General features: G+C 61.9%; 15 protein-coding genes and 1 tRNA gene. 13 read left to right on the top strand and 3 right to left on the bottom strand.

Going from position 1 to position 16,927, the window contains the following annotated elements; translation table 11 throughout:
- Positions 1 to 25: 25 nt before the first annotated feature.
- From RHPLAN_RS30840 to RHPLAN_RS30790, 11 genes are all read left to right on the top strand, one after another.
- Positions 26 to 814, top strand: coding sequence for an ABC transporter permease (locus tag RHPLAN_RS30840; protein WP_068026593.1), 789 nt, complete (start codon positions 26 to 28; stop codon positions 812 to 814).
- Positions 815 to 892: 78 nt separating this feature from the next.
- Complete coding sequence (locus RHPLAN_RS30835; protein ID WP_068026591.1) at positions 893 to 1,909, top strand: ABC transporter substrate-binding protein; 1,017 nt, start codon at positions 893 to 895, stop codon at positions 1,907 to 1,909.
- A gap of 158 nt (positions 1,910 to 2,067) precedes the next feature.
- On the top strand, positions 2,068 to 2,439 hold the full coding sequence (locus RHPLAN_RS30830; RefSeq protein ID WP_068026588.1) for a hypothetical protein: 372 nt from the start codon (positions 2,068 to 2,070) through the stop codon (positions 2,437 to 2,439).
- 130 nt (positions 2,440 to 2,569) lie between these two features.
- The gene (locus RHPLAN_RS30825; RefSeq protein WP_068026585.1) at positions 2,570 to 2,878 is read left to right on the top strand and encodes a DUF1330 domain-containing protein; all 309 of its coding nucleotides are present in this window, start codon (positions 2,570 to 2,572) and stop codon (positions 2,876 to 2,878) included.
- A 116-nt stretch (positions 2,879 to 2,994) separates the two neighbouring features.
- The gene (gene pdxY, locus RHPLAN_RS30820) at positions 2,995 to 3,843 is read left to right on the top strand and encodes a pyridoxal kinase PdxY (RefSeq protein WP_068026582.1); all 849 of its coding nucleotides are present in this window, start codon (positions 2,995 to 2,997) and stop codon (positions 3,841 to 3,843) included.
- 24 nt (positions 3,844 to 3,867) lie between these two features.
- Positions 3,868 to 4,758, top strand: a complete 891-nt coding sequence (locus tag RHPLAN_RS30815) for a PhzF family phenazine biosynthesis protein (RefSeq protein WP_068026579.1) — start codon at positions 3,868 to 3,870, stop codon at positions 4,756 to 4,758.
- A 33-nt stretch (positions 4,759 to 4,791) separates the two neighbouring features.
- Positions 4,792 to 5,508: a hypothetical protein gene (locus tag RHPLAN_RS30810; RefSeq protein ID WP_068026576.1), complete on the top strand. Its 717-nt coding sequence runs from the start codon at positions 4,792 to 4,794 to the stop codon at positions 5,506 to 5,508.
- A 62-nt stretch (positions 5,509 to 5,570) separates the two neighbouring features.
- A complete protein-coding gene (locus RHPLAN_RS30805) occupies positions 5,571 to 6,578 on the top strand; it encodes an LLM class flavin-dependent oxidoreductase (protein ID WP_068026573.1) in 1,008 nt (335 codons plus the stop codon).
- Between the two features lie 445 nt (positions 6,579 to 7,023).
- The gene (locus RHPLAN_RS30800; RefSeq protein ID WP_068026570.1) at positions 7,024 to 8,607 is read left to right on the top strand and encodes a 2-isopropylmalate synthase; all 1,584 of its coding nucleotides are present in this window, start codon (positions 7,024 to 7,026) and stop codon (positions 8,605 to 8,607) included.
- A 260-nt stretch (positions 8,608 to 8,867) separates the two neighbouring features.
- Positions 8,868 to 9,431, top strand: a complete 564-nt coding sequence (locus RHPLAN_RS39890) for a Spy/CpxP family protein refolding chaperone (protein ID WP_068032088.1) — start codon at positions 8,868 to 8,870, stop codon at positions 9,429 to 9,431.
- A gap of 222 nt (positions 9,432 to 9,653) precedes the next feature.
- Positions 9,654 to 9,729, top strand: a tRNA-Lys gene (locus RHPLAN_RS30790).
- A gap of 61 nt (positions 9,730 to 9,790) precedes the next feature.
- On the opposite strand, the gene RHPLAN_RS30785 is transcribed toward RHPLAN_RS30790, so the two are convergent.
- From RHPLAN_RS30785 to RHPLAN_RS30775, 3 genes are all read right to left on the bottom strand, one after another.
- Complete coding sequence (locus RHPLAN_RS30785) at positions 9,791 to 10,777, bottom strand: tyrosine-type recombinase/integrase (RefSeq protein WP_084245939.1); 987 nt, start codon at positions 10,775 to 10,777, stop codon at positions 9,791 to 9,793.
- Between the two features lie 894 nt (positions 10,778 to 11,671).
- A complete protein-coding gene (locus RHPLAN_RS30780; RefSeq protein ID WP_157100610.1) occupies positions 11,672 to 12,433 on the bottom strand; it encodes a hypothetical protein in 762 nt (253 codons plus the stop codon).
- A 32-nt stretch (positions 12,434 to 12,465) separates the two neighbouring features.
- Positions 12,466 to 14,634, bottom strand: coding sequence for a hypothetical protein (locus RHPLAN_RS30775; protein WP_157100609.1), 2,169 nt, complete (start codon positions 14,632 to 14,634; stop codon positions 12,466 to 12,468).
- Between the two features lie 431 nt (positions 14,635 to 15,065).
- Between RHPLAN_RS30775 and RHPLAN_RS30770 the strand changes: the two genes are divergently transcribed.
- On the top strand, positions 15,066 to 15,251 hold the full coding sequence (locus RHPLAN_RS30770) for a hypothetical protein (protein ID WP_068026555.1): 186 nt from the start codon (positions 15,066 to 15,068) through the stop codon (positions 15,249 to 15,251).
- A gap of 102 nt (positions 15,252 to 15,353) precedes the next feature.
- A complete protein-coding gene (locus tag RHPLAN_RS30765) occupies positions 15,354 to 16,793 on the top strand; it encodes an IS1182 family transposase (protein ID WP_068026412.1) in 1,440 nt (479 codons plus the stop codon).
- Positions 16,794 to 16,927: the final 134 nt, after the last annotated feature.

Below are 16,927 nucleotides of genomic sequence, written 5' to 3'. Positions count from 1 at the left end.
GAAGCTGACGAGGGGAGCCTAGTTCGTGTCGCGAGCCACGCTCCTCTCGTTGCAGCTTCTCATCGCCGTGATCTCGGTCGCGGCCTGGTACGTGCTCACCACGTTCCCGATCGGCGGCGTCACGCTGTTGCCGCCGTTCTTCTTTTCGACGCCGGTCGACGTCGTTCAGCGCATCGTCAAGTGGTTCGTCGACGGCACGATCTGGAAGCATCTCTGGATCACGCTGCTGGAATCGATGCTGGCCTTCGTTATCGGTTCGCTCGGCGGCGTGCTGATCGGATTCTGGTTCGCGCAGCAGCCGCGCACCGCCGCGGTGTTCGATCCCTACGTGAAGATGATCAACGCGCTGCCGCGTGTGGTGCTGGCGCCGATCTTCACGCTGTGGTTCGGGCTCGGCATCTGGTCGAAGGTCGCGCTCGGCGTGACGCTCGTGTTCTTCATCGTGTTTTTCAACGTCTATCAAGGCGTGAAAGAGGTAAGCCCGACTGTGCTCGCCAACGCCCGCATGCTCGGCATGAACGACCGGCAGCTGATGCGCCATGTCTATTGGCCGTCGGCGCTGTCGTGGATGTTCTCCTCGCTGCACACCTCGGTGGGCTTCGCGGTGGTCGGTGCCGTGGTCGGTGAGTATCTCGGCTCGGCCGCCGGCCTGGGCTATATCATCCAGCAGGCCGAGGGCGTGTTCGACGTCGCCGGCGTGTTCGCCGGCATGTTCGTGCTCGCGGTGTTCGTGGTCGCAATCGACTGGATCGTGACGCTGGTCGAGAACCGCCTCCTGATCTGGCGCCCGGCCGTGGCCGAAACCCGCACCTGATCAGCCTTTAGTCCGCTAGGCAGGCTCTCCCCGCTGCCCTATGGTGCGGCAAAATTTCGATTGAGGGAGAGACATCCAATGGGCAAATCGATCCGGACCATGCTGGCGGCGCTCGGCGCGCTGGCGCTGACGGTGGGCGCGGCCGCCGCGGCCAAGGTCACCATTGCGGTCGGCGGCGCGGGTTGCCTCTGCTACCTGCCGACCATGCTGGCCGAGCAACTCGGCGAATATAAAAAGGCCGGCGTCGACGTCGAACTGGTCGACTTCAAGGGCGGCTCGCAGTCGCTCACCGCCGTGATCGGCGGCAGTGCCGATGTCGTCTCGGGCTACTTCGACCACTGCGTCAATCTCGCCGCCAAGAACCAGGCGCTGGAAGCCTTCGTGGTCTACGACCGCTATCCGGGCTTGGCGCTCGTGGTCGGGCCGAAGCAGACCGGCAAGATCAAATCGGTGGAGGACCTCAAGGACAAGAAGGTCGGCGTCAGCGCGCCAGGCTCCTCGACAGATTTCTTTCTGAAGTATTTGCTCAACAAGCACGGCGTCGACTCGAACTCCGTGGGCGTGGTCGGCATCGGCCTCGCCGCGACCGCGGTTGCCGCCATGGAGCAAGGTTCGGTCGATGCGGCCGTGATGCTCGATCCCGCGATCACGCAGCTGCAGGGCCGCAACAAGGACCTGAAGATTCTGAGTGACACCCGCACCCAGCACGACACGCTCGAGGTGTTCGGCGGCGAGTATCCGGGCGGCGCGCTCTACACCAAGAGCGCCTGGATCGCGGCGCATCCGAAGGAGATCCAGGCGCTGACCAACGCCATCCTGGCGACGCTGAAATGGATCCATTCGCACACGCCCGAGGAGATCATGGCGAAGATGCCGGAGAACCTCGTCGGCCCGGACAAGGCGCTCTATCTGGCGGCGCTGAAGAACACGATCCCGATGTATTCGACCACCGGCAAGATGGACCCGAAGGGCGCCCAGGCCGTGCTCGACGTGTTCAGCCAGTCGTCGCCCGAGGTCAAGAACGCCAAGATCGACCTGTCGAAGACCTACACCAACAAGTTCGTCGAGGCGGCGGGCACGACCGGCGAAAAATAGCTGCACGGGACAGCCGGCTCGCGACAAGATCAAAAGGCCGCAGGATTCCTGCGGCCTTTGCCTTGAGGCGATTTGCTTGCGCCCTGGTCCGGCTTTAACCTCGTCGGCGCAATCAAGAAATTTGTATCGAAGTCGAAGAATTCGCATGGAGAGCGAGAATGAAAATCTCGATGATATTCGGGGCCGCGGTTGTGATGGTCGGTGCGTTGACAAACGCAACGGCTCAAACGGCCGAACCGTCCTACAAGGGAGATCCTGACGTCTATAAGGTGATTTTCGAAGACGCAAATTTTCGCGTCATCGAAGCCAACAGGAAAAAAGGGGTTCACGACAAGGTGCATGGTCACCCCGCGCCGTCGATTGTCTACAACGTGACGGACTGCAAGACCAAGCAGTATGCGGCCGATGGCAAGACATCGGAGCGGGAGTCCAAGGCCGGAACGGTGACGGCGGTGCCCGTCATCGCCTCGCATTCGGCTGAGAACACGGGCGGTACGGACTGCAAGCAAATCTTCGTCGAGAAGAAATAGTCTTGATTGGACGATAGCAGGTCTCAGGGCCGCAGGAATTCTGCGGCCCTTTGCCTTTGCCCTGCGCGGTCGCCCATCAGCCGCGCTTCTGCTAGCGTGGTCCGCCTGCAAAGAGGTGGAGGAGCTTGCCATGGCAAAAGGGTACTGGGTGGCATTTGCGGACGTGCACGATCCCGAAGGCTACAAGCTCTACATCGCAGAGAACGCCAAGGCATTTCGAAAATTCGGCGGACGCTTCCTGACGCGCGGTGGTCAATCCGAAACACCCGAGGGTAAGCCGAGATCGCGCACAGTGGTGATCGAATTTCCGACGTATCAGGCCGCGCTCGATTGCTACCGGTCGCCGGAGTACGCCAAAGCCATGGCGCTCAGGCAAGGCAAGTCAGTCATGGATCTGGCGATCGTTGAGGGCTACGCAGGCCCTCAGCCGGCTGAATGAGCCCACGTCTCAAGAAGCATCCAATCAACGGCTTCGATTGGACCCGTCAATCCAATTCATTTGCCGCGCTGGGCGTGGCACGCTAGCGGTGATCTTCAACGGACACCGGCGTCGCCATGAACATCCTCTCGATCCAGTCCCACGTCGCTTTCGGCCATGTCGGCAACTCCGCCGCGGTGTTCGCTCTTCAGCGCATCGGCGTCGAGGTCTGGCCGGTGCACACGGTCCAATTCTCGAACCATCCGGGCTATGGCGGATGGCGGGGCCGCGCCTTCGACGGTGGGCTCATCCACGATATGGTGCAGGGCATCGAGGAGCGCGGCATGCTGCGCGCCTGCGACGGCGTGCTGTCGGGCTATGTCGGTTCGGCCGAGATCGGACCTGCGATCCTCGACGCCGTGGCCCGCGTCAAGGCGGCCAATCCGCAGGCGCAGTACTGCTGCGATCCGGTGATCGGCGATGTCGGCGTCGGGGTCTATGTCCAGCCGGGCGTTGCGGACTTCATCCGCCAGCAGGCGATCCCGGCCGCGGATGTGGCGACGCCGAACCTGTTCGAGCTTGCCCATCTCACTGGGCGCTCGACGCGCAACACCGGCGAGGTGCTGCAGGCGGCGCATGCGCTGCGCCATATGGGGCCGCGCATCGTGATGGTGACCTCGCTGATGAGCGACGAAACCCCGGACGGCGCGATTGAACTCGTGACCTGCGACGACGCCGGCTCGTACCGGCTGCGCACGCCAAAGCTGCCGATCGCCGCGAATGGCGCCGGCGACGTGATTTCGGCGCTGTTCCTCGCTCATCTCATCCGCACCGGCTCCGCGCCCGAAGCGCTGTCATGCGCGGCGTCGTCGGTGTTCGGCATTCTCAAGCGCACCGCAGAGGCGGGTTCGCGCGAAATTCTTCTGATCGAGGCCCAGGACGAACTGGTGAAACCCAGTGCGACGTTTCGTGCCGAGTCGTTCTAGGCAGCGTCATTCTGAGAGGAACCGATGCGCCGCCGCTATTTCACGCTCGATGTCTTCACGACGACCCGTTTCGCCGGCAATCCGCTGGCGGTGGTGCTTGAAGCCGGCGGGCTTGAGACGGTGGCGATGCAGGCCATCGCCCGCGAGTTCAACCTGCCCGAGACCGTGTTCGTCTTTCCGCCGGCCGATCCCGGGCACCGCGCCCGGTTGCGCATCTTCACGCCGGGGCGGGAAATCCCATTCGCCGGCCACCCCACGGTCGGCACCGCGGTGCTTCTGGCTCATCTCGACGGCGGTGAGACCACGCGCGAGATCGTGCTGGAAGAGCAGATCGGTCTTGTCATCTGCTCGGTTCTCCCAGTCCATGGCGGCGGGCGCGCGAGCTTCGACATCCCAAAATTGCCCGAGCGCCTCGGTCCTGTGCCGGATCTCGACAAGCTCGCGGCCGCTTTGAGTCTCGCACCGGCGGATATCGGCACCGGCGATTTCAGTGCCGAGCGCTGGACCGCCGGCAATGCCATGACCTTTGTCCCGGTGAAGAGCATGGATGCCGTTGCCCGCGCGAGGCCCGACATGGGCCGCTGGAGCGAGGTGTTCGGTCCGAACGATCCGCAGGCCGCCTATGTGTTCTGCCAGGAAGTGACCGATCCGAAGCATTCATTTCACGCCCGCATGTTCGCGCCGGGGCTCGGTGTGTTCGAGGATCCGGCAACCGGCTCGGCGGCCGCAGCCTTCGCCGGGCCGCTTGCGGCCGGCCATCGCGACGGCAAGCACGGCTTCACCATCGAGCAGGGTTATGAGATGCAGCGGCCGAGCCTGATCCATCTGGCGCTGAATATCCGCGGCGGGGTGCTGACCAGCGCTACGGTCGGCGGCGACGCCGTGCTGGTCGCGGAGGGCACAATCGAAGCTTGACGCTCGCGCTGTGGTGCGGTCCATGTCCCCCTCATGACCGATGTGCGGGTGGAACGGATCGAGCGGCTCGATTTGGCATACGCTCCGCGTCCGTGGCCCTTTGCGCAAACGCGCCGCGCCGAGATCGATGCGCATTTCGCGCGCCGCAAGGCTGCGCGGCCCGCGTTGTGGAACGGCCAGGTCCTCGTGCTTTACGAACATGCCGTCGACGGTGCGGTGTTTCGCGGTTCGTACCTGAAGACCGACTACGCGAGCTTCCTCTCCTGGATGGACTGGGGGCATCCCGATGCGACCGTGCGCGACTCCTTCTCGCAGGGCGCGTTGCGCTCGGCGGACGGCGCCTATCTTTTGGGCGTGATGGGCTCGCACACCGCGAACGCCGGAAAAATCTATTTCCCGGCCGGCACGCCCGATCTGAGCGACGTGAAAGGCGACAAGGTCGATCTCGCGGCAAGCGTCTGGCGCGAGATCGAGGAGGAGACCGGACTCACCGCGGCTGATGTCGAGGCGGAGCCCGGCTGGTACTCGGTGTTCTCGGGTCCGCAGATCGCGCATCTGAAGATCATGCAGGCACGGGAAGACGCCGTGCCGCTGCGCAAGCGCATCATGGCGTTCCTGGCGCGGCAAAATCCGCCGGAGCTTGCCGACATCCGCATCGTGCGCGGCCCGGCCGATCTCGAGCCGATGATGCTGCCCTTTGTGGCCGGATTTCTCCGCGAGCAATGGGCGGGTACTGGCCAGCAACGCTGAACAGCCATGCAGGCGCGCCGCTGAAGTTGCCTTCGCGGCGCGTTGGTATAGCGTCACGCGCGATGGAATTCGGAATCTTCGACCACCTCGATCGCAGCCCGGCATCGCTTGCGGACTATTACGAGGAGCGGCTCGCGATCGTCGAGCTGTTCGATCGCGCGGGCTTCTATGGCTATCACCTCGCCGAGCACCACGCGACGCCGCTCGGCATGGCGCCGTCGCCGAGCGTGTTCCTCGCCGCGGTCGCCCAGCGCACCAAGCGGCTTCGCTTCGGGCCAATGATCTTCGCGCTGCCGCTCTACCATCCGATCCGCATGATCGAGGAAATCTGCATGCTCGATCAGATGAGCGGCGGCCGCCTCGATGTCGGCTTCGGCCGCGGCGCCTCGCCGATCGAGCTCGAGCTTTATGGCGTCAACCCGGACGACGCCCGCGACATCTACGACGAGTCGCTTGCGGTGGTGATGAAGGGATTGGCTGGCGAGAGCGTTAGCTTCAAGGGTAAGCACTTCAGCTACGACAGCGTGCCGATGGAGATCCATCCACTGCAGAAGCCGCATCCGCCGCTGTGGTATGGCGTGCATGCCAACGACAGCGCGGTGCGCGCAGCGAAGCAGGGCCTCAACGTCATCAGCCTCGACGATGTTGAGGCGACGCGCGGTTTCAGCGAGCACTATCGCGCCGACTGGAAGGAGACCGGCCGCGCCGGGCCGATGCCGAAGTTCGGGATCGGCCGCATGCTGGTGGTTGCCGATAGCGATGCGGAGGCGCAACGGCTTGCCGAGCGCGCCTACCCGGTGTGGAACGCGAGCTTCCTGCATCTTTTCAAGGTCTACGACCGGATGCCGCGGCATCCGCGCCCATCGGAGTTTTCGGCCATCCAGGCCGACAGCCGCGGCTTCTGCGGCTCGCCGCGCACCGTCACCGAGATCGTCAGAAAGCAGATGGCGGAGTCGGGCGCCGACTATTTTGTCGGTCAGTTCGCCTTCGGCGATCTGACCCTGGCCGAGACGAGGCGCTCCATCGAGCTGTTCGCGGCGGAGGTGATGCCCGCGCTGCGCAATGCCTAGAGCGGGATCAACATCATCGAATCGCCTTGCATTAGGACTGGGTCCCTGCGGAAGCGGGGACCCAGGGCCGCGAATTCCGATGCTTCGATTTGGGTGGATAGGCCGCTGTTCGGCTCCCCCTTGCGGGCGGCCCATCCCATCCGCTACATAAGCGCCATCGGGCCGCCCGGGTTAACGCGCGATTTACCGTGTTTCGCCATCCTGGGTGGGTCAACTGAGAGGGCTTTTTGGCAATGCCTGCGCGCCGTTTCACTTGCGCGTTCGCTCCGGGGGCGGTTTCCGCCCGGCCGGCTGCCGCCCTCATTCTCGGGCTCCTGCTTCTTAGCTGCCCCTGAGGGCCGGCTGGGCATTTGCGCCTGGGCACTCAGGGGTCGGTTGAAACCAGAAAACCCAGAGCGCCTGCAAGGACCGATCAGCCGGGCGCAAACCGAGAAGGACCGTTTCCATGACCACGACAGCCAAGTCCGAGAAGGACCGCGTCGTCATCTTCGATACCACCTTGCGCGACGGCGAGCAGTGTCCCGGCGCCACCATGACCCACGAGGAGAAGCTCGAGGTCGCCGAACTGCTCGACGACATGGGCGTCGACATCATCGAGGCGGGCTTCCCGATCGCCTCTGAGGGCGATTTCGCCGCCGTCCATGAGATCGCGACGCGCGCCAAGAACGCCGTGATCTGCGGGCTGAGCCGCGCCGCCTTCAAGGACATCGACCGCTGCGCCGAGGCGATCAAGCCCGCCAAGCGCAAGCGCATCCACACCTTCCTGTCCACCTCGCCGGTGCACATGAAGTACAAGCTGCAGAAAGAGCCGCACGAAGTGCTCGACATGGTGATCGCGCAGGTCACGCGCGCGAGAGGCCATACCGACGACGTCGAGTGGTCGGCCGAGGACGCCACCCGCACCGAGCACGATTTCCTCTGCCGCTGCGTCGAGGCCGCGATCAAGGCCGGCGCGACGACCATCAACATCCCCGACACCGTCGGCTACACGGTGCCGGAGGAGTACTTCCGGCTCATCAAGATGCTGCGCGACCGCGTGCCGAACTCCGACCAGGCGCGGTTCTCGGTGCATTGCCACAACGACCTCGGCATGGCGGTGGCGAACTCGCTCGCCGGCGTGAACGGCGGCGCGCGGCAGATCGAATGCACCATCAACGGCATCGGCGAGCGGGCCGGCAATGCCGCGCTCGAAGAGGCCGTGATGGCGATCAACGTGCGCAACGACGTGCTGCCGTTCTGGACCGGGATCAACGCGACGATGCTGACGCGCGCCTCGAAGCTGGTGTCGGCCGCGACCTCGTTCCCGGTGCAGTTCAACAAGGCGATCGTCGGACGCAATGCCTTCGCGCACGAGAGCGGCATCCACCAGGACGGCATGCTCAAGCACACCCAGACCTACGAGATCATGACGCCGGAGACGGTCGGCGTGAAGCAGACCTCGCTGGTGATGGGCAAGCACTCCGGCCGCCACGCCTTCGTGCACAAGCTGGAGGAGCTGGGCTACAAGCTCGGCGACAACCAGCTCGAAGACGCGTTCACGCGCTTCAAGGCTTTGGCCGACCGCAAGAAGCAGATCTACGACGAGGACATCGAGGCGCTGGTCGACGAGGAGATCGCGCACGCCCAGGACCGCGTGAAGCTTGTGTCACTGTCGGTGATCGCCGGCACCCGCGGGCCGCAACGCGCCACCATGAAGCTCGACATCGACGGTCGCGGTATGCTCGAGGAGTGCGAGGGCAACGGGCCGGTCGATGCGATCTTCAACTGCATCAAGACGCTGGTGCCGCATGAGGCGGTGCTCGAGCTCTATCAGGTGCACGCCGTCACCGAAGGCACCGACGCGCAGGCCGAGGTGTCGGTGCGTCTCGCGGAGAAAGGTCGCTCCGTCACCGCGCGCGGCGCCGATCCGGACACGCTGGTTGCTTCGGCGAAGGCTTATCTCGGCGCGCTCAACAAGCTGATGGTGCGCCGTCAGCGCGGCGGCGTCGCGGTCAGCGAGTCGCGCGTGCACTCAACCGACGTTGGTTGAAGCCTTCGATAAACACGAGCGATTCAAAACAACGAAATGCCGCACCTGAAAGGGCGCGGCATTTTTCATGTCAGTTTGCCTGTCGTTTTTTGTCTGTCAGGTTTCTTGTCAGCCACATTTGCGCCACGTCGATAAACGCGCGTTCAGTTGCTGCGTTTGCGCGCGCGGATTACTTCGATGTCATGACCAAAGCTTAACTTGCTGTCGCGATGGCGTGGATCAATATCAGAGCGACCAGCAACGCCATCAAGGAGGTGGCCATGATCAACAAAACACTCGCTGCCGGTACGATTGCTCTTCTGCTTGCGGGCGCCAGCACGGGCGCCGTGCTCGCGCAATCTGCGCCGTCACGCGATCACGCGCGTTCGGAAATGCGGATGCAAGACCGCGCTCAGGACCGCGCCAAGTTTCGTGAGAATCGCGCCGCCGATGTTGCCGCGTTCACCGACGCGCGCATCGCTGCGCTGAAGGCCGGCCTCAAGCTCAACGCCGACCAGGAAAAGAACTGGCCTGCGGTCGAGACCGCGCTGCGCGATCTCGCCAAGGACCGCGCTATGCAGATGAACGCCCGTGCCGAGCGCCGCGAGGCCGCCCGCGCCAACGTCCAGGGCAACGATCAGGCCCGGCCCGCGCCGGACGCGATCGCCCGCATGCGCGACCGCGCCGACGCGATGACCGCCCGGGCCGCCGGCCTGAAGAAACTCGCTGACGCCTCGGAGCCGCTCTACAAGAGCCTCGACGACGGCCAGAAGCACCGCTTTTCCGCGCTGATCCGTATGGGCGGCCGGGGCGGGATGGAGCACCACCACTGGCGGCGCGGCTGACGCCCGCTTGAATTCAGGAACCTGAGCGTCACCCCCCGCCTCAGGAACCGAAGCGGCGGCACCGGTCGCATCCAGCCCCCCGACGAACGGTCGCTGCCAGGAAGCCGCCGGACCCAGGTCCGGCGGCTTTTCCTTTGAAGTTTTACCGTGGGCTTGCTGGACAGCCCGGCCTTCGTTTGTTACATGACCCGGCCTGCGGGGCTTGCCCCGCGACGGTGGCCCGGGCGCATAGCTCAGTTGGTAGAGCAGCTGACTCTTAATCAGCGGGTCCCAGGTTCGAGCCCTGGTGCGCCCACCAATCCAATCAATCACTTAGCCGATCACGGGTTGGACAAACCGGGCACGTTTTACAGCCCGTTTTACAGTTTTGTTCGCGCTTCGAGCTTCATCACCGCGATCTCGGCGAGCTGCACGTCACGGCCAAGATAGTGAGCGTCGAGGATCGCCTCGACGTCCCTCAAGCTGTGTCCGGTGAACGTCGCGATCTGCGGCACGGTGGCGTCCGCCAGTGCGAGCCGCACCACCGCCGACCCGCGAATATCGTGGAAGGTGAGGCCCCGGATGCCGGCGCGGTCGCAAGCCTTACCCCACGACGTCCGAAACCCATCGGACGTCCACGGCCGCCCTCGGGTGGTTGTCAGCACGAGCGGTCCGCGCCGCTCGGTTCTGTCCAGAAGAGTTCGCAGCGGCTGGCCGGCGGGCACAACAATGCGCCGGCCGGTCTTCGACTGGGTCAGGCGAATGTGCTTGCCGTCGTAAGCCGACCACGGCAGCCGCAAGAGATCGCCCTGGCGCTGGCCGGTCCAGAGGGCGAGCATCATTGCGAGCGCCAGTTCAGGCGGCGCCACCCCGAGAAGCGCGGCGACGTCCGTGTCTTGCCAAATCTTGTCCGTGCGGTTTGCGGCGTACAGGCGGCCGCCGCCTTCGCAGGGGTTGGAGCTGATCAAACCACGATCTTTGCTGAACGAGAGGATGCGAGACAGTGTTGACCACGCATAGTCTGCCTTGCGCGGCGTGTTGGCGAAACGATCGCGCCAAGCTTTGAACTCGCCACGGACACGCGGGTCCTTCAACGCGGCCAAGGGCAAATCACCGAACTCTTCTTCGATGAGCTTGATATAGGCGGCGTAGGCTCGAACGGTGGAGGATGCAAGCTTCAGGTAGTCGGCCGATCCCTTGAACGCTGCGATCAACGTCATGAAGGTGCCGGCCGCCGGCGCACGAAGATCAGCGTGCGCCTCCTGATACTGGCGGACAAAGTCTGGCGTCCCAGGCAGAGCCGTGATGCGTGGACCGCCACGCCACGCGTAGTAATAGATACGCGTCGCCCCGGTCGCGAGCTTCATCTCAACGCAATGAATGCCTTTAAGATGCACGCGCACGATTCGATTTCCACGTATCGAGTGCTGAGTCGGGGCTACTAGGCTGAAGATTGCTCAGCGCGTCGAGCGCCGCGTCGATTGCTTTCAAGTCCCATCGGCTGGTGCCGGCGATCGGTCCAGGCAGTCGGCCTTGCTTAATCCACATCGAGAACCCCGTCGGCGAGAGGCCACAATACGTCGCAGCCTGAGGCCGCGTCAGCAGACGCGGCGTCAAACCGAGCCGAGTATTGCCACCCTGTGCAGTCGAGTCTGACATCGTTCTGGCAACGGAAGCAACGCCGGCGTAAGGCCAGCCTGCAGCGCGACGCTATATAAGGTTCTGCTGGCAAAGCGAAATTTGAACGCCGCCGAACGTCTGCGGATGGCCCAACGGCACCCTTTTGGAAGCCACTCCATTCCACCGCGTCACGAACACGAAACGCCTCAAATGAGCGCGATGCGCCGACGCTCATCGCAACTGGGTGGAAGACGGACGTTGCAGTGGATCCTCGCAAATTGCGCGCTTGGTACCTGTTCTCTGACAAAGGAATGAAGCGCTAGGCAGGCGTAGCCGGATGCACTGCTGTCATATCTCGCCGCAAACTGCGATGTCTTCGACAAGCGAATTGAAGCCGCTGTGCTGGCGCACGATCGATGCGTCTCGACGGCACCTACCTGACGTGGGTCGATTTTTCGGGCACGCGGCGGCCGCCCAAAAGACATTGCGGCGAGGGCCGCGACGGGTGCACGGCGCCGCAAGCGGTGCTCGATGACGTGCTGCCTCGGCCTGAGGTGGCATTTCAAGACCTGCGGCCTCAGCGATAGCCGTTCGGCAGCTCGGTCCCGTAGCCCAATTCGCGGGGGGCGCGAGATCTCGAACTACTCAGGTGGATCGTCCATAAAATCGAAAGTGAGAGTCATGTCGCGCAAACCGGTTTCCCTGCAATTTCCGTCCAATCGCGGAGCCCGACCAACTAGCGTGACCTTTCGGGATTCATTTTCAATCGGCCCCTGCACTTGGTATGGCCGCCTGCCGCACTTCTCAGTGAATAATGTTGCGGTTCCTGAGTATGTGCTACCAACGACCCGCCCTTGGAACCGAACGTCTCCTGGCTTCGCACTGAGCTTCGACATACCAGTACTTGGTTTGTAGAAGATGAACTTGCGCTCCGTCCCGGTCGCCTCAAGTCGTACAATCGAATTGTCGTGCCGCCAGTAGCTACCTTTGCTCACTGCTGCAGTTCTCGGCGCCGTTGGTCGACAAGCGCGTGATAGATTGATGATCGATGCGCCCAATCCTTGGTCGGGGACGACATACGCTTGGGTCAGCCGAGCGATTCTCATGGGCTCGTCCTGGGCGAGGCGCGATAATAGGCTCTGTTTCCCAGTCAAAGAGACGACAAACTCGAGCTCTCCGTCAATTTGCTCGGCGACACCTGTGAGAATTTCACCCTCGTTTGTTTCCGTTGCGATGATCAGTGCCACAGCTCGTCCGGGCGAGATCGACCCTCCTGGAATAGGGCCAAGCATGCGCAACCCTGCGGTCGTATCGCAAGTAATCGTCACAATCCTCTTTGAACCGGGAATGACAAAACGGATATTGTTGTCAGCTGCTTGAGCGACCCAAGCATGGATGGTCATTATCGCGACGAGCGTCAGTCTGAAGGCCGGTATCATTCCGCGACCCAGCGGCTTTCGAACTTGTGGTTGGCCTTCCACGATTCGATCTCACGGAAATCAGTACAATCCGCTGACACGCCATCGCGCCGCATTCCAAACTCTGTGTCGTTAACGCGGGCTAAGATAAAACATACATCCTTGTACTGGCCCAAGATTCGGTTTCGCATTCGAAATGATACTCTAGCTATCGCCGCCTCTAATGGGCGGCCGCCCCAATAAGCCGTGCCGAAGTCCTCTACCTGGGAGTCGAAGCTTTGCAGCTCCCACCTGGTCTGAGTCAGTCTGTGATAGGCGGCGACCGCCCAAGGGAACTGGGCAAAGCCGACTGTGCTTTGCCAATCAGTTGTATCGAAGGACTCACGTACATCCTTTGCAACTGCCGCTGCCGTGGAGGCGGCCAGATTACCGAACTGGGCTCTCAACTGGTTCTGCCTGTTCTCGCGTTTGGCCGCTTCCTCTTTCGATTTTCGGTCTTCGGCTTCTCTCTCGATCGCAGCTTTCTGCCGACGATCATAGTCAATCTGCTTTATTCGAGCGTCTTCATCGGTGAGGCGTTTTTCGATGGCCTGAATCTCGGCGCTTGTGGCCCACGGAACGGAAATGACATCTGGAAGACGATCGCGAACGAGGGCTTCGTTCAATTTCTTCAATTCTTTGCTTGAGCTATAAACCGACCCGCACTCCTGTCGCTGTATCGATCGGTAAGCATCGTCCATGCCGGTCTTTTCGATAGCATTGGAGACAACGACCTCGGACGAAAGACGGTCTACGCTGCCGTCCAGCCATGTCTTGTGGGCTCTGAGGCGGCTATCCACGACCAAACATAGGTTAGAATTTTTAGCGTCTGAAATGATGATGCCATAGCCGTCGTCTTTGTCGCTCGCTATCGCCGCGCGGTTTCGTTCGCGTTCTCGCTCTTCGATCTCCCTGGCTCGAAGTTGTTCTTCGGATGTAACGGTCTTCAATGGTCTAAATCGATCGGCTTCAATTTCGGACAAGAGAGCGAGGGCAGGGCTGGATTTGAGGCGAGCGAAGCCGCTTCTCCTGATACCAATCACATCATAATTGCCGAGATCGGAGCGTGTGCACTCCGCGGCATCGAGATCGATGCTGCGGGCTTGAAGATCGAGAAGAAGTTGTTTCAAGAGATACGTCTGGCGCTTGTCGAACCCCGGTTCATAAATGCAGGCCTTCGCTAGGCCCTTTTCAAATTGCACACCGCCGCCCAATGCTCGAGAAACGTGCGGAGCTTTGGGCGACGAGTTGACCAAAGTGACAAAATCTTCGCCGCTGCCATCGATTAGGAAGGCATTTCGCTCGGTTCGGCGAATTGCGTTTGTGTCGTCGCTTGCGTGCTCAAGTACATCGCGGCTCTTGTTGAATTCGTTGACGAGACCAGCGTTGCGAATGGCGACTGCTGCGCGATTGCTTGCTTCTTCGATTCTTCGGAAATCTGAACTCGACAACGCACGCTCTAGCTCTGCAGCAGCAGGCACAAGAGCTTGCGTGGACGGCGTGACCGAAAATTCCCTGAAGTAAAAATTGAAGAACTCTCGCTGCTGACCGGCTAGCTTGTTCACTTGATTGCGACTTTGTTCAAGCTCGCGCTGGCGTAGCCCTTCGCGTTCCACGGCGAATCTGTCAAAGCCGGCGCGAGTACGTAGTGACGCCTTCAGAGTTTCGATAAGGCTTGCAACTTTGTTTGGGTCGTCGCCTTTGGTGGCCGCATCAAGATTGGAGATTGCCTCGACCAGTTCGATAACTCGCGGCGGATTGGTTTTGAGAAACGCCGTAGCGTCTGCGATGAGTTGACGGGCTTCCGGCAGCAGGCGCTCCAACGATGCGGCCCGAAGTCTCGCTTCTTCGGCTGCCTTTGCTATTCGGTCGAGGTCGGCTTGCTCTGCCGCCAGCAGGGCTTCTTTCCTGTCCTGATCCAGCTTTTGCTGCGCTCGGACTTCGGCCTCGTAACGCTTCTGTTCAAGGGCGAGAGCACGCTCGGCTCGCTGTTGCTGTTCGATTTGCAGCCGCTGTCGTTCGGCCTCTTGCGCCCGACGCGCCATCTCGTTGATAAAAGTTCCGACATTAAGTTGCGCGTGGGCAGGGGCGTTGGCGGTCGCGGTGAAGGCAGCTACGCAAATCGCTGTCAAAATTGGCCTACGCACCGTCTCCCCCAAAGCTCGCCTTTTTCCAGCGGGTGCGCGACCTTACCGTACAACCAGTGGTAAACTCAATTCCTTGGGCTGCGCCGGACGTCTGGGAGGTTAACGGGGCTTCGGATGGAAAGGCGGAGGCAATCGATCTGTTCGAACGGGGGCGGCACTACCAGAAGCGCTCGGTTTGCCGGGGGAGGTCAGCGGCGCCGCATTTTCGAGTCACCCGCTGAGCCTACGGGATGGCAGTTCCAGCCTTTAGGCCATCGTCGTTCCCCCTTGGTTGGACGGCCTCAAGTTGACTTGCGGTGATCGGCATCATAACCGCGATCTGCCAGCAGCAATTGTGTATGGCGGAGGGAGACGAACTGAAATCCAACGTTCTCCAGTTTTGCGCACAAATTCGCTGCGTTGCGTAGTTGACGGCCGGAAGTTTCAGGCGTTTGGCTGGCATCTATCCCGCAATCCCGAACAACTCCGGCTCCGTCATCAATACGCGACGGATCACGCGCTTTCCGGATTCGATCGCTGTTACGGTGGTCGTCGGTATCTGGGCTGAACCCGCAGAGCTGGCAGAGGGCGATCCGAAATCCGACGTTACCCACTTTTGCGCCGACCACCGCCCGTAAAGCTGGTTTCCTCAGACGTCGCCTAATGACCCTGGCTGTGTGAAAACGCCCCGCTCCATGAGATTCTTGCGGCGCTGATTCTTGGCGGCTGCGGGGGATCGGATGAAGCGCTTCGTTGAGGGGACGGCTCGCGGGCAAAGCACGCTTTTTCCCGAATGCTTGGAAGACTGGATCGGCGAGGACAATCCGGTTCGTGTGATCGATGTCTTTGTTGATGAGCTCGATCTGGCGGAGCTGGGATTTGACGGGGTTGCGCCGGAGGTCACCGGCCGGCCGGCGTATCATCCGTCTGTCCTGCTGAAGCTCTACATCTACGGCTATCTCAATCGGGTTCAGTCGAGCCGACGGCTGGAGCGCGAGGCTGGGCGTAACGTTGAAGCGATGTGGCTAACGGGTCGGCTGGTGCCTGATCACAAGACGATTGCCGACTTCCGCAAGGACAATGGCGGCGCGATCCGCCAGGTCTGTGCCCGGTTCATAGCGCTTTGCCGCGTCATGGGGCTGTTGACGGACCCCAGCGTGGCAATCGACGGCAGCAAGTTCAAGGCCGTGAATAACCGGGACAAGAACTTCACGCGCGCCAAAATGGAGCGGCGCATGGCGCAAATCGAGGAGAGCGTTGCCCGCTATCTACAACAGCTTGATACCGCCGACCGGCATGAGCCATCAGAGGCACTCCAAAGCAAGACGAACCGTCTGAAAGACAAGATCGCGAAGCTGAGGGAGCAGATGCAGAATCTCGGGGAACTCCGGGCGCAGATGCTGGCGGCTCCGGATCAACAGATATCACTGACCGATCCTGACTCTCGCTCAATGGCGACCAGCGGCCGAGGGTCTGGGGTCGTCGGCTACAACGTTCAGGTTGCCGTGGAGACCAAGCATCATCTGATCATTACGCATGAGGTGACCAACGTCGGAACCGACCGATCGCAGCTCTCGACCATGGCGAAGGCCGCGAAGGCGACATTGGGAGTAGAGAGCCTCGATGCGGTCGCTGACCGCGGCTACTTCAGCAGCGAAGAGATCCTGGCCTGCGAGGATGCCGGCATCACGGTCACGCTGCCCAAGCCGATGACCTCAGGCATCATTGCCAAGGGGCGTTTCGGCAAACAGGACTTCCGCTACGTGGCCGAGCAGGACGTTTACATCTGTCCGGCCGGGGAAAGCTTGCCTTACCGCTACACCAACGAAGAACATGGAATGCTCCTGCGCCGCTATTGGACCAATGCCTGCCAGGGCTGCGCCATCAAGCAGACTTGCACCAGCGGCAAGGAGCGACGCATCACCCGATGGGAACACGAGCATGTTCTCGAAGCCGTGCAGCGTCGGCTCGACGAGCACCCAGAGAAAATGCGCCAGCGTCGCGAGACGGTCGAACACCCATTTGGCACGATCAAAGCCCGGATGGGCGCCACCCACTTCCTGATGAAGACGCTGCCACGGGTCGCTTCAGAGATGGCGCTGCATGTCCTGGCCTACAACATGACGAGGGCGATGAGCATCATGGGCGTCCGGCCGCTGATGGCCGCGATCAGGGTATAGCCAGCCCCAACGCTCGCCTCCCTCACAGACTCTGCTTAAAATCCGCGTATCCAGACGTTTTTGCACGGCCAAGACCGATAATCGACATTGCGCAAAGGGGCTTTGATGCCCTTGTGAGGGGCTGGCTCGCCGCC

It is taken from the genome of Rhodoplanes sp. Z2-YC6860, assembly GCF_001579845.1.
GTDB lineage: Bacteria > Pseudomonadota > Alphaproteobacteria > Rhizobiales > Xanthobacteraceae > Z2-YC6860.
This window is presented reverse-complemented; position numbering and strand designations above follow the sequence as displayed.

What these genes read in the sequence shown, in the direction of transcription:
- RHPLAN_RS30830 (WP_068026588.1), top strand. Translation starts at nt 2,068, where the DNA reads ATGAAAATCTCGATGATATTCGGGGCCGCGGTTGTGATGGTCGGTGCG.
- RHPLAN_RS30800 (WP_068026570.1), top strand. Translation starts at nt 7,024, where the DNA reads ATGACCACGACAGCCAAGTCCGAGAAGGACCGCGTCGTCATCTTCGAT.
- RHPLAN_RS39890 (WP_068032088.1), top strand. Translation starts at nt 8,868, where the DNA reads ATGATCAACAAAACACTCGCTGCCGGTACGATTGCTCTTCTGCTTGCG.
- RHPLAN_RS30835 (WP_068026591.1), top strand. Translation starts at nt 893, where the DNA reads ATGGGCAAATCGATCCGGACCATGCTGGCGGCGCTCGGCGCGCTGGCG.
- RHPLAN_RS30815 (WP_068026579.1), top strand. Translation starts at nt 3,868, where the DNA reads ATGCGCCGCCGCTATTTCACGCTCGATGTCTTCACGACGACCCGTTTC.
- RHPLAN_RS30810 (WP_068026576.1), top strand. Translation starts at nt 4,792, where the DNA reads ATGACCGATGTGCGGGTGGAACGGATCGAGCGGCTCGATTTGGCATAC.
- RHPLAN_RS30805 (WP_068026573.1), top strand. Translation starts at nt 5,571, where the DNA reads ATGGAATTCGGAATCTTCGACCACCTCGATCGCAGCCCGGCATCGCTT.
- RHPLAN_RS30825 (WP_068026585.1), top strand. Translation starts at nt 2,570, where the DNA reads ATGGCAAAAGGGTACTGGGTGGCATTTGCGGACGTGCACGATCCCGAA.
- RHPLAN_RS30785 (WP_084245939.1), bottom strand. Translation starts at nt 10,777, where the DNA reads ATGAAGCTCGCGACCGGGGCGACGCGTATCTATTACTACGCGTGGCGT.
- RHPLAN_RS30765 (WP_068026412.1), top strand. Translation starts at nt 15,354, where the DNA reads ATGAAGCGCTTCGTTGAGGGGACGGCTCGCGGGCAAAGCACGCTTTTT.
- pdxY (WP_068026582.1), top strand. Translation starts at nt 2,995, where the DNA reads ATGAACATCCTCTCGATCCAGTCCCACGTCGCTTTCGGCCATGTCGGC.
- RHPLAN_RS30780 (WP_157100610.1), bottom strand. Translation starts at nt 12,433, where the DNA reads ATGACCATCCATGCTTGGGTCGCTCAAGCAGCTGACAACAATATCCGT.